Origin of the sequence: Thermoanaerobaculum aquaticum, from assembly GCF_000687145.1 — a bacterium.
Classification (GTDB): Bacteria; Acidobacteriota; Thermoanaerobaculia; order Thermoanaerobaculales; family Thermoanaerobaculaceae; genus Thermoanaerobaculum; species Thermoanaerobaculum aquaticum.
Map to the genome: position 1 here is coordinate 1 of NZ_JMFG01000023.1, position 12927 is coordinate 12927.

The 12927-nt window shown below is 62.8% G+C and carries 9 protein-coding genes; 8 read left to right on the forward strand and 1 reads right to left on the reverse strand.

What is annotated here, in order from left to right; translation table 11 throughout:
• The 8 genes from EG19_RS08830 to EG19_RS08865 all read left to right on the forward strand — a co-directional run.
• Positions 1-293: SPOR domain-containing protein (locus EG19_RS08830; RefSeq protein ID WP_038049809.1), on the forward strand; the 293-nt coding region annotated here is incomplete at its 5' end.
• The gene (locus EG19_RS12775) at positions 290-1183 is read left to right on the forward strand and encodes a hypothetical protein (RefSeq protein WP_053335145.1); all 894 of its coding nucleotides are present in this window, start codon (positions 290-292) and stop codon (positions 1181-1183) included. The genes EG19_RS08830 and EG19_RS12775, both read left to right, overlap by 4 nt.
• Positions 1184-1213: 30 nt before the next feature.
• Positions 1214-1909 (forward strand): diguanylate cyclase domain-containing protein, encoded by a 696-nt coding sequence (locus EG19_RS08840; RefSeq protein WP_038049810.1) that lies wholly within the window; start codon positions 1214-1216, stop codon positions 1907-1909.
• A 165-nt stretch (positions 1910-2074) separates the two neighbouring features.
• Complete coding sequence (locus EG19_RS08845) at positions 2075-4771, forward strand: TonB-dependent receptor (protein WP_038049812.1); 2697 nt, start codon at positions 2075-2077, stop codon at positions 4769-4771.
• 228 nt (positions 4772-4999) lie between these two features.
• Entirely contained in the window at positions 5000-7675 is a 2676-nt protein-coding gene (locus tag EG19_RS08850) for a TonB-dependent receptor (protein WP_038049813.1), read from the forward strand.
• A gap of 82 nt (positions 7676-7757) precedes the next feature.
• A complete protein-coding gene (locus tag EG19_RS08855) occupies positions 7758-10190 on the forward strand; it encodes an alkaline phosphatase family protein (RefSeq protein ID WP_038049815.1) in 2433 nt (810 codons plus the stop codon).
• A gap of 4 nt (positions 10191-10194) precedes the next feature.
• A complete protein-coding gene (locus EG19_RS08860; RefSeq protein WP_038049817.1) occupies positions 10195-11745 on the forward strand; it encodes an adenylate/guanylate cyclase domain-containing protein in 1551 nt (516 codons plus the stop codon).
• A complete protein-coding gene (locus EG19_RS08865; protein ID WP_038049818.1) occupies positions 11742-12302 on the forward strand; it encodes a non-canonical purine NTP pyrophosphatase in 561 nt (186 codons plus the stop codon). The genes EG19_RS08860 and EG19_RS08865 overlap by 4 nt, the downstream gene beginning before the upstream one ends.
• Here the strand turns inward: EG19_RS08865 and coaE are convergent.
• A complete protein-coding gene (gene coaE, locus EG19_RS08870; protein ID WP_053335147.1) occupies positions 12273-12926 on the reverse strand; it encodes a dephospho-CoA kinase in 654 nt (217 codons plus the stop codon). The two genes, EG19_RS08865 and coaE, sit on opposite strands and share 30 nt — an antisense overlap.
• Position 12927: the final 1 nt, after the last annotated feature.

The following is a 12927-nucleotide window of genomic DNA, read 5'->3' on the forward strand; positions in this document are numbered from 1 at the left end:
GGGTGCGCTTGGCGGTGGTGCGATGGGGGGACGGGATGATGGCTTACCCGTGCTGGGAGGTGCAGGTGGGGGCCTTCGCCCGTCCGGAAAACGTGGAACGGGCCGTTGCCACCTTGCGGAAAAGTGGCTGGACCACGCGAACCGCGCCCGCTGGAGGTGGGCTTACCAGGGTGAGGGTCACCGGCCTTTCCGGGCGTGCCCGCGCTCTGGAAGTGGCCCGGGGGCTTTCTGCAGACTTCCCGGGAGCCATGGCGGTTCCCTGCCCGCCGGCGGTTGACGAGGGAAGGCCGTGAAGCTGGGTGGGTTGGCCCTGGGGCTTTTGGCCGCTTCGGCCCTGGCACAGCCGGCCACCCGGGTGGTGGACTCCCTCCCCTTTTCCCTGGAAGGGCAGTGGTGGTTCCGGACCGGCCATGACCCCGCATGGTCTTCGCCGTTCCGGGAAAAAACCCACTGGCAGGCGATCCAGGTCCCGGGGCCGTGGGAAAGGCAAGGTTTTTCAGGCTACAACGGGCACGCCTGGTACCGCCTCACCTTTCAGCTTCCCAGCCGGTTTTCCGGCGAAAGCTTAGGGGTGGATCTGGGGACGCTGGGGGACGTGGACGAGGTTTTCCTCAACGGGCAGCGCATTGGTGAAAGCGGCGCCTTTCCTCCCACCTACGACCCAGCCACCCTGCAACGGCGGATTTACCGCCTACCCCGGGCTAGCTTGCGTTTTGGCGAGTTTAACGAGCTGGCCGTTCACGTGTACAACGAGTGGCGGTTCGGCGGTTTCCTTGGCCCCCCGCCGGTGCTGGACCGGTACGAAAGGCTGCTGGCCAACCAAACGGCCCGGGACGTGGTGTTTTGGGTGGGCGCAACAGTTTTGGGCGTGCTGGCCCTGCTCCACGGTTTGATTTCGCTCTTTTACGGTGGGGGACGGGAACAGTGGCCGTGGATTGGCTTTTTGGTGAGCTTCGGGCTTTACCAGGTCACCTATGCCGGCTTTGGCCCTAGTTTGTTCTTTTCACCGGGCCTGGCCTTTCGTCTCAACGTGGTGTTTTTGCTCTTGAGCGTGGGGCTTTTCCCTTTGGTGCTAGCCACCGTGTTTGCCCGTCCGGCTCCCACGCTGGCTCTAGTGTTTGCCAGCGTCATGGGGGTGGGATCGGGTTTTGCCTTGCTTTGGCGCCGTGCTGCCGATCTCTAACTCTGGGTTTACCTGGCTGAAGCGGGGATCGTGGTCATTGTGGTCCTCGCCCTTTGGCTGATTTTGCAACGAAGGCGGGCCCAACAGGCTTTCTCGTGGCCTTTGATCTTCACCGCATCGTTTTTCTTCGTCACCGTCTTGGCTGATGTGGCCGTGGACCTCTCCCTGCTCCCCCGACCCAACATTCCGGCCGTGGTTTTGTACTCCGCGGTGGGTGTGCTTCCGTTTGCTTTCACCCTGTCTTTTACCCTCACCACGAGGTGGGCTCGGCTCCACGCGGCTAGCCTTCTGCCGCACCTGGGCCTTTTGCCGTGGACAACGTTTACCCACGAGGTGCAGAAACGCCTGGGCACCTCCCCACCCTCGCCCTTTGCCCTGGCCCTGGTGAGGTTTTCCACAGCAGCCGGCACCCCGGTGGATGTAGAAACGGTAGTTTCTCGGCTACGAACTCACTTGCGGCACTGCGACCTGTTGGCCCGTTACTCCCGGAAAACCGTGGCCATCCTGCTGGACGAACAAGACGAAAGGGAAGCGTTGGCGTACGTGGAGCGCGTGCGGCGTGCGTTACGGCAGCTCCCCGATCGACTCTTGCTGCGACCCACCGCAGGACTTGCCGCCTTCAAACCCGGGCGTTACGCCACGGCCGAAGAGCTGGTGAAGGCCGCCGAGGCCGCCCTGTACGCCGCCCGCAGCGAAGGGGGCGACTGCACCGCTACGGCCCCCTAGCTTTTCGGCGGTGCATCCAATTTCCCGAACGTCGCAGCCTCTTAAGAACATTGCGAAGCCATCGTAAGTCGGCATCTCTTTTGCAAATCTCCTGGTAGCTACCGCCCCCCACGGATCGAGGCTCCACCGGCGGGTGAGGTTTTGGTAGCGGGAAAGGAGGACGGTATGAGGCGAATCGCGTATTTTTTGTTGGCCTTCGTGCTGCTCGCCGCGCCGGTCTTGGCGCAGCAGCAGTACGGCTCCATCGCCGGCACGGTGGTGGACAACCAAAAACAGCCCCTACCAGGGGTGACGGTGACCTTGTCGGGTCCTGCCATGCAGGGCACCCGTGTGGCGGTCACCGACGCCCAGGGGCGTTTCCGCTTTGTTCCGGTTCCCCCGGGCAAGGACTACACGCTTAAGTTCGAGCTTTCGGGGTTCAACACGCTGGAACAAACCGGGATCATCGTGAACCTGGGCAAGGAAACCCCGATCCTCGCGGAAATGTCCCTCTCCCAATTCGCTGAGGCCATTACCGTGACCGCGGAAAAGATCGTGGTGGACACCACCAAATCCACCGTGGACACCACCGTGGACTGGACCCTTGCCGACACCCTGGCCACCAACCGCACGTTCCAAACGCTCATGCAGTTGGCCCCGGGGGTGAAGGCCGCTAACAACCCCAACGTCCACGGCGGTTCCGGGGACGATAACGCGTACCTCATTGACGGCGTAGACACCACCGACCCCCGTACCAACACCTGGGGCACCGCCATTAACTGGGACACCATTCAGGAAGCCCAGGTGCAAACCGCAGGATTTGCCGCTGAGTACGGCCGCGCCACCGGCGGCATCGTGAACCTGGTGACCAAGTCCGGGGGCAACAACTTTTCGTTTACCGCGCGGGTGGTGAAGCAGGACAGCGACTGGAACGCCCGTCCCGGAATTGAGAAGGAAACCGGGCGCAAGAAGGCATCCCAGGTGGCCACCGACGAGCTGCGGCCCTCGGCCACGTTTGGTGGGCCATTCGTGAAGGACCGTCTGTGGTTCTATTTGGCTTACGAGCGCCGGGACCGGGACCAGACTTTCGGACGCTATCAAACGCTGGCGGACGCTGTGGCAGGCAACTCGGTGCAGGAGATTTCCAACTACAAGGGGCACTACTTCTCCGGGAAGCTCACCTGGCAAGTCAATCCCAGCCACTCTCTGGTGGGCTTCTACAACGAAGACCCCATTGACATTTCCAACGCCAACGGGCGCTATTACTACGGCCCCATCATTGCTAAATCGGCAGAAAACACCCAGTTCCAGGGCGGCAACAACTCGTCGCTGCAGTGGTACGGCGTCCTTGCCGCGAATTTCTTCATGGAAGCCAAGTTCCAGCGTCACCGGCAGGAGCTGAACTACTCGCCACAGTCCACCGCTCAGTGGGGTCAGGTGCCGTTCATCCTTGACCGCACCTATGGTTACTACTACGGCGCTCCCTGGGAAGACTATCGCTCCAAGCGCGACCGTGACGGTTTCCAGGTGGCCGGCTCCTACTACCTTGATACCGCCACCGGGTCCCATCAGTTCAAAGCCGGCGTTGAGTACTTAGACATCAAGCCAGCAGCCGGTTCGGTTCATAACCCGGCGGGGTATTACCAGACCTCGGGTTACGTGGGCTCAAACCCCAAGCCGTTCCGTCGGTATTTCTACACCCAGGAGCCGGGCCCCATCACCAACAAGGACCGTTACTGGGCCTTGTTCGTCCAGGACGCGTGGAAGGTTGGCAAGGCCACGTTTAACATCGGGGTGCGAGCGGAATCCTGGAAAGGGGAAAACAACGTGGGGCAGGAGTTCCTCTCCTTCTCCTTCACCGACCAGCTGGCTCCCCGCTTGGGTTTCGCGTACGACCTCAACGGTGATGTGATCCGCGCCAGCCTGGGCCGCTTCTACGACCTGGCCAACAACTACATTGGCAACACCCTGAGCTCCACGCCTGCGCTTTACGAACGGTGGTCCTGGAACAACACCTGCACCGTGGATGGCCGGAACATTTGGACCTACCCGGATTCCTGCTGGAGGCTGGACTTCCGCTTTAACATCGGCGAATCCGGCTACCTCCTTGATCCCGGCCTCGACCCCGTGTACACGGACGAGTTCACCCTGGGGTTTGAAAAGCTTCTAAGCCCGCAAATGGCCGCCAGCGTGACCTACGTTTGGCGGGAGCAACCCAAGGGCATTGAGGACGTGGATCCCGAGTACGATGGCGTGTACCTCTGGACCAACGCCCCCTTGAAGCGGGTGGAGGTGGCTGACGGACGTGTCTTCACCACCAACGCCAAGTGGAAGGAGTACCAAGCCCTGGAGTTCATGGTGCGCAAGCGGTTTGGCCCTGACGGGTTCCAGTTCATCGCTAACTACACGTACGTGCTGCGTTCCCGGTCGTGGTCTCAAACCCGCGGCTTCAGCCAGTTCTCGGGCTACGGCGACCAGCCCGATGCCTTTGACCCGCTGTGGTACGGCAAACCGGAAAGCCCGCATGAGGTGAAGTTCGCAGGTTCCTGGACCGCCCCGTGGAAGACCATCTTCGGCATCACCGCTTTCTGGAGCTCCGGCAACGTGTACACGGCCACAGCACCGGGTGACTTTGGCACGGTACCCCTTGAGCGCTACGGCTCCAGCCGGGTGGGGAACAACTGGGAAGCCGATCTCCACGTCGAGCACCCGGTAACCGTGGGTCCGCTGCGCTTGGCGCTCTACTTCGACCTCTTCAACGCCTTCAACAACCAGCAGCCCACCGCCCGCGGTGGCAACAGCGTTTCCACCGCCACCTTCCGCAAGCCCACCGGCTGGCAGGCACCGCGGCAGGTACAGCTGGGGTTCAAGATCGAATACTGAGAGGCGAGGCGATTCATCACGGAAAGGGGGGCCTTGTGCCCCCCTTTTTCTTGGCGGGTCGAACCCCCGTATTCGGTTTTTTGAACAAAACACCAAAGGACCGAATGAAAAACCCGGCCTTTTAGCCTTGGAGTCAGCCTTGTACCCGGCACAATGCTTGCTAAACTCGAGCGGCCGGGTTTTGCGTCCGAAAGGACAAAAAGCTTACCCGGCAAGAAAGGAGGAGTAATGAGGCGCTTAACGTACCTTTTACTGGCCTTCGTGCTGTTGGCTGCGCCGGCTCTGGCGCAACAGCAGTACGGCTCCATCGCCGGCACGGTGGTGGACAACCAGCAGCAGCCCCTTCCAGGGGTCACGGTGACCTTGTCGGGTCCTGCCATGCAGGGCACCCGTGTGGCGGTCACCGACGCCCAGGGGCGCTTCCGCTTTGTTCCGGTACCCCCGGGCAAGGACTACAGCTTGAAGTTCGAGCTTTCGGGGTTTAACACGCTGGAACAAACCGGGATCATCGTGAACCTGGGTAAGGAAACCCCCATCGTGGCGGAAATGTCCCTTTCCCAGTTCGCGGAAGCCATCACCGTCACCGCGGAGAAAATCGTGGTGGACACGTCCAAATCCACCGTGGACACCACCGTGGACTGGACGCTGGTGGACACCCTGGCCACCAACCGCAACTTCCAGACCATGATGCAGATGGCTCCCGGTGTGAAGGCCGGCAACAACCCCTACGTTCACGGGTCCTCCAACGACTCCAACAGCTACCTCATTGACGGTGTGGAAACCACCGACCCCCGCACCAACACCTGGGGCACCGCCATTAACTGGGACACCATCCAAGAGGCACAGATCCAAACCGCTGCCTTTGCCGCGGAGTATGGCCGCGCCACGGGCGGTATCGTCAACCTGGTGACGAAGTCCGGTGGCAACAACCTGTCCTTCACCGCCCGCTGGATCCAGCAGGATGTGGATTGGTCGGCTCGCGGCGGCATTGAAAAGGAAACCGGTCAGAAGAAGCCTCTGACGGCTTCCGACGAGAAGCGGCCTTCCTTCACCCTCGGTGGCCCCTTTGTGAAGGACATGCTGTGGTTCTACTTCGCCTATGAGAAGCGGGACAACCACCGCAACTTCGGCCGCTACGCCACCATTCAGGATGCGGTGAGCAAGACGCAAACCACCGGTCGCACCAACTACGTGGGCCACTACTTCTCCGGCAAGCTCACGTACCAGATCAACCCCAGCCACAACCTGGTTGGGTTCTACAACGAGGACCCCATTACCTTGGATCCGTTGCGCGGTGGTTGGAGCGGTCCCAACTGGAACAGCTCGGCTGAGCAGCAGCAGTTCCAGGGCGGCAACAACGCCTCCCTGCAGTGGTACGGGGTGCTTTCCCCCAACGTCTTTGCTGAGGCCAAGTACCAGTACCACCGTCAAGAGCTGAACGTGACACCGCTCTACGGTGGCTTTGGGCAAACGCCGTTTATGTACGACCTCACCGCCGCCTACTACTACGGCGCCGCTTATTACGACTACCGCTCCAAGCGGGACCGTGACGGCTTGAACCTGGCCGTGTCTTACTACCTGGACACCGCCACCGGCACCCACCAGTTCAAGGCCGGTGCTGAGCTGTTGTGGTTGAAGCCTGAAGTGGGGCGGATTTATAACCCTGCTGGCTACTACCAGACCCGCAATTTGGGTCAAACCCCCTTCCGCCGTTACCTGTGGCTTGACCAGGTTCGGGCCAACAGGACCGAGCAGGATTATCAGGGCATTTACGTCCAGGACCAGTGGAAGGTCGGCAAGGCCACGTTTAACATTGGCGTGCGCGCTGAGGCCACCAAGCTGCGGCAAAACACCGATGACGAGGTCTTGAAGTTTGACTTCAGCGACATGATCGCCCCGCGCTTGGGCTTTGCCTATGACCTCAACGGTGACGCCCTGCGCGTGTCCCTGGGCCGCTTCTACACCCTGGCCTCCAACTACATCGCCGACTACTTCAACGTCATCCCCACCCACCAGCAGCGCTGGGATTGGCGGGGAACCTGCAGCCTAGATGGTCGCAACATCTGGGAGTATCCCGATAGCTGCTGGCGCCTTGTCTATGACGTTCCCACCGCCGCCGGTGGTACTACCCTTGACCCGAACCTCGACCCTGCCTACCAGGACGAGTTCGTGGCTGGCTACGAGAAGCTCATCAACCCGCAGTTTGCTGCCAGCGTGAACTACGTGTACCGTAAAGTTAAGAAAACCATTGACTGGTACGACCCCGAAGACGACGGCGAGGGCATCATCACCAACGTGCCCAAGACCGGCAAGAACTGGTCCGAGTACCAGGCCATTGAGGCGGCTTTGCGCAAGCGCTTCGGCCCCGACGGCTTCCAGTTCATCGCGGCTTACACCTACGTGTTTGACCAGAAGAACTGGGCCGCCAACTGGTGGAACGCCCTGCCCGGCGCCTTCATTGGGCCTTATTCCGAGCTGTCCCGCTGGTACGGCCGTGCGGAAAGCAAGCACGAGGTGAAGTTCAACGGCTCCTACACCTTCCCCTTCAAGACCATCGTCGGCCTGTCGCTGTTCTGGCAGGATGGCATCTACTACACCCCCACCGGCACAACGCCTGACGGTTACTCCTACCCGTTGGCCGAGCGCGGGTCCAAGAAGTTCGGCAACCTGTGGGAAGGCGACATCCACGTGGAGCAGCCTTTCAGCTTTAAGGGCGTGCGCTTCGCCGCTTACGTGGACCTCTTCAACATGTTCAACAACCAGTTCCGCACCGCCCGTTACACCCGTCAGTGCAGCGTCTACGACCCCAGCACCGGTTCCTGCACTCCAGATTCTGCCTATTTCCGACCCACCGCTTGGCAGGCGCCGCGTCGCTTGCAGATTGGCTTCAAGATCGAGTACTGAGGCCGTTCGGAAAACCGAACACACCCCGGGGGCTTCGGCCCCCGGGTTTTTTTATGGCTAGAATGCCCGGGGAGGGTTGGCTGTGAAGCGTAATCTGCTCGTTCTTTCCTGCGCCGCTTTTTTGTTTGCGGCTTTCGCCCTCACGCTGGTGCCCCCGTCCACCTCCACCCGGACCGTGGCGGTGAGCCGCTGGTCCTCAAAGGTGATGCTTCTGCCCAACAGCTGGGCCTTTTCTCCGTGGTTTTTGGCTTCCCGGGTTAAAGTCCCGCAAGAGGCCGGCGCTGCGGTGCTCACCGGAAACGTGCCGGTCAAGCTCCCCTCGGGTACCGAGGCGGAACTTGCCGCCCGCGTTACCGTCAGGGGCGCCGGGCCCCTCCCCCTGGACGCCCGGGATGTCCGCGAAAAAGGCTTGGCGATAAGCTTCGGTAAGGCCTTGGTGCAAGCCCTCCCGCCGGAGCTTTCCGGCTCGCTTTGGCAGGCCACCGAAGAGTGGGGCATGTGGTTTCCGCAAGCTACGTCCTTTCAAGCTAAAGTTGGCCAAGCCCTGGCCTCTTGGCTTTCCCCATTGGAAGTGAGCGGCGTGCGTTTCACGGCAGCCGACGGCAACGTGCTCCAAGCGGAAGCCCGGGCAACGCTTCGCCGCGTGTCGCAAAAACGCGGGCGTCTGGTGGTGCTGGGGCTGGACGCTCTGGACTGGAGCTTGGTGGACGAGCTTTGCGCCCGCGGGGTCATGCCCCAAATGGCCCGGCTCCTCCAGGAGGGGGTGCACGCCGAGCTAGAAGTTCCCCCACCGCTTATTTCTCCAGTGATTTGGACCACCATAGCCACCGGTGTGCCTCCAGAGGCTCACGGTATTTTGGATTTTTTGGAACCCGATCCCCAGGGCGGTCCCCCGCACCCAATTTCCGCCAACTCCCGCAAGGTCCCGGCCCTCTGGGAAATCCTGGCCGCCGCCGGACGCACCACCGCCACCGTGGGCTGGTGGGCCACCTTTCCCGCCCAGGCGCCCCCCGGCGGCGTGGTGTACTCCGATCGCCTCACGGAACAGCTTTTGGGTTTGGCCGCCGATACCCCGGCGTTGGCCGATCCTCCCAAGGCGCAAGAAGAAGCCCAGCGTTTGGCGGTTAAGGCAAAGGACCTCAAGCCGCAAGATCTGGCGCCCATCTTGACGGTAACGGCTTCGGAGCTTTCGGCTGCAGGCGAAGGGGACTGGGACAACCCCATTGCCGGCCTGGCCAAACTCTGGGCCGCCACCCTTACCGTGGAAAGGCTTACCGCCAGGGAGCTTTCGACCGAGCGGGACGCACTCTTCGTGTACCTGGAAGGCACCGACACCGTGGGCCATCTCTTTGCCCCTTACCGCCCTCCCGCTTTACCCCAGGTGGATCCCAGCCTTGCCCGGCGCTTTGGGCCGGTGGTGGACCGCTACATGGCCCACGTGGACGGGTGGATTGGGCAAATCCGGGCCCAGCTGGGCCCCGAAGACACGCTGGTCATCGTTTCCGACCACGGCTTCACCTGGGGTTCGGACCGCCCCAAAGTGCCCTCCGGGGCCCACACCGCCACCGCCGTGTGGTGGCACCGGCCGGTGGGCGTCTTTGTGGCGGTTTCGCCGCACGTCACCGTGCCAAAAAGCCGGCAGCGTATGACGCTTTCCCAGGTGGCCCCCACGCTTTTGGCGCTGGCGGGGCTTCCTTTAGGGGCCGAGATGGCGGGAGGCCTGCCGCCCTGGGTTAAGCCGGCCACCGAGGTGAAGGTGCACTACGGCCACCTGGTCGGTCGCCCCAGCCTCAAGCGGGTGGAGCTGCCCCCCGAAGCCCGGGCGGAGGAGCTTGCCAAGCTCAGGGCTCTGGGTTACCTGGGAGGAGAAGGGGGATCTGGGGAGCGGCCCGCCGCCGAAACGGCAAAACCGGCCTCTCCTGCGGCACCGCGCTTCGATCGCGCCGAGTCCCGGCGGCTCAACAACCTGGCTTCCAGCCTGGCGGCAGCCGGCAACCGCTCCCAAGCGGAGCAGGTGTTCCGCCAGGCCATTGCCGCCGATCCCACCTACGCCGCCCCCCACTACAACCTCGCCACCTTCCTCCGCAAGGAGGGGCGCTTCGATGAAGCGGATGCCGAGTTCTGGCGGGCCGTGGACACCGGCATTGCCGATCCGGAAATGACCATCGTGCGCTCGGCCCTGGATTACCGGGAACGCGGGCAAACCCAACGGGCAGCGCAGATGTTCTCCGAGGGGCTCAAGCGCTTTCCAAGGAGCGTGCCGCTGCTTTTGAACGCCGGGGTATTTTTTGGCGAACAGGGCCAGCTCAAGCTTGCCCGGGACCTCCTCACCAAAGCCGTGGAGCTCGCTCCAGACAACCCCAAGGCCCACCGCAACCTGGCGGTGGCGTTGGAAGCCCTGGGTGACACCGCGGGAGCTCTCAAACACCTGGAGATCGTGCTGCAACTGGACCCGGGGGACCGGGCCGCCCAGGCAGAGCTTTCCCGCCTCCGACGGTCGCCCGGCGTACAATAGCGCCGTGGCGGAGCTGGTTTGGGAAGAAGCGGGTGGCGGGCGCAAGGTGACCCTAGAGGAAGGCCCGGTGGGGATTGGCCGGGCTGCCGACAACGTGGTCACCCTCAAGGATTTTTCGGTTTCCCGCCACCACGCCCGTTTGGAGCTGCGGGACCGCAAATGGTGGATTGTGGATTTGGGCTCCACCAACGGCGTGAAGGTCAACGGCACCTACGTCCAGGAAGCTGCCCTAGCCCATGGGGACACCATCCACATTGGCAACTTTCAGCTGACCTTCCGGGAGAAAACCGAAGATGTAAGCACCACCGGCACCTTCCTCCGCCCCCTGGCCCAGTTCCGCAAGGACTTCCCGCTGGAGGAGCGGGAAAGCCCCGCTGCGGTGGCAGTCTCCTCCCGCGAGCGCGTGCTGCAAGCGCTGGCGCAGGTGGCGCGCACGCTTTTGGAGGTGGAGGAGCTGGAGCCGGTGCTGGACAAGGTGATGGAGGCGGTGTTTCAGCAGCTCCCCGCCGAGCGGGCTTACATTTTGCTCTTTAACCCTCAAGGGGAGCCGCAGCTGCGCCAGGCCCGCTCCCGCAAGGGCACGAGCCTGCAAGAAGCCCCAATTTCCCAGACCATCCTCGACCTGGTGGTGAAGCAAAAGGTGGCGGTGCTCACCTCCGACGCCCAGGCCGATGAGCGCTTTTCCGCCGGCATGAGCGTGCGGTTGCACTCCATCCGCTCGGCCATGTGCGCGCCCTTGTGGCACCGCGACAACGTGATTGGGGTTTTGTTCGTGGACACCCCGCTGGCCACCGGTTGCTTCACCTCGGAGCATCTGGACCTGCTCACCGCCCTGGCCAACTACGCTGCGGTGGCCATTGAGCGGGCGCAGCTCAACGACTTCATCCGCGAGGAGCGGCGCATCCGCGAGCGGTTGGAGCGCTACCACTCGCCGGCAGTGGTGGAAGCCATCGTGAAGGAGCGTCTTACCGGCGCCGAACGGCACGAAACCCGAGAGGTCACGGTGCTGTTTGCCGACATCGTGGGCTTTACCTCCCGCTGCGCGCACATGGAACCACCGGCGGTGGCGGCTTTCCTAAACGAGTTTTTCTCGCTGGCCTCCGATGCAGTGTTTGCCTTTGGTGGCACCCTGGACAAGTTCATCGGCGATGCGGTGATGGCGTTTTTTGGAGCGCCCTTGCCCCAGCACGATCACGCCGAGCGGGCGGTGCGGGCAGCGCTGGCCATCCAAAAGGCCGTGGAGGAGTGGAACCAAACCCGCAAGGAGAAAGGCTTGGATGAGGTGCAGGTGCGGGTGGCACTGAATTCCGGGCCGGTGGTGGTGGGGGAAATCGGCTCCTCCACCCGCGTGGACTACACGGTTTTGGGCAACACCGTAAACGTGGCCGCCCGCTTGGAGGAGCAGGTGGCGGAAGCGGGGCAGGTGGTGGTGGGGCCAGCTACTTATAAGGCGCTGAAGGACATCTTCCCCTTCGCCCACCTGGGGGACTTCAAGATCCGCGGGCTCACCAAGCCGGTGGCGGCTTACCTCTTGGAACGGGAACGCTGTTCGTGAATCTGGTCTTCGTCACCTCCTCCAGCGAAAAGCACCGGGAGGCCCAGGCCATCCTTGGCCTCCCGCTGGAACGGGTGGGTTTGGATCTCCCCGAATGGCAGGGCTTGGATGTGGAGGTGCTGGCCAAGGCCAAGGCTAAGGAGGCCTTTTCGCGACTGCAAAGGCCGGTGCTGGTGGAGGACACCTCCCTGGAGCTTGCCGCGTTAGGTGGTTTTCCCGGGCCTCTGGTGAAGTGGCTTTTGGCCGCCGCGGGGGCTCAGGCGCTGCCCAAAATCCTGGCGGCTTTTCCCGACAAAACCGCCTTTGCCAAAACCGCTGCGGTGGTTTTTGACGGGCAGAAGCTTATAAGCGCCCTGGGGCTGGTGCGGGGGACCATCGTGAGCGAGCCCCGGGGCAGCAACGGCTTTGGCTGGGATGTGGTGTTTGCTCCCGATGGGGCTTGCGGCAAAACCTACGCCGAGCTTTCCCTGGAGGAAAAAAACCGCATCTCCCACCGCGCCCAGGCCCTGCGGGCCCTGCGCCAAGCCCTACAGGACCAGGGCTGGACCGGTGCTTAAGGGCCGACCCTCGGCCACCGCCTGTGCATCGGCCAGCAAGTGCTGCCACAAGGCTTCGGCTTTGGCTTCCAGCTCCGCCAGCGTTCCCGAGTTATCCACGATGTAGTGGGCCACCTTGCGTTTGGTTTCATCGTCCGCCTGCGCTTCCATGAGGCGACGCACAGCTTCCAGCGAAAGACCGCTGGCGGCGGCCCGCTCCCGCCGCACGGAAAGCGGCGCGGTAACCACCACCAGCCGGTGATAGCTACGAAAGGAGCCGGTTTCCACCAGAAGCGCCGCTTCCACCACCGCCACCAGAGGGCCTTGCGGTCGGTGTTCCAGCTCTTCAAGCCAGCGGGCCATTTCCGCCCGCACCAGGGGGTGCACGATGCGGTTGAGCATGAGCAAGGCCGAAGGGTCGGCGGCCACCAGCTTCTTGAGCTTTTCCCGGTCCACCCCCCCTTGGGCGGTCAAAATGCGCTCCCCAAACGCGCGAACCAGTGGCAAAACCGCGGTCCCCTGGGGGAGGTAAAGCTCCTCCACCACCGCATCGGCATCGCGCACTGCCGCCCCTTTTTGGGCCAAAAACCGCGCCAATGTGCTTTTTCCTGCGCCCAGGCCCCCGGTGAGACCCACCCGCAGCACC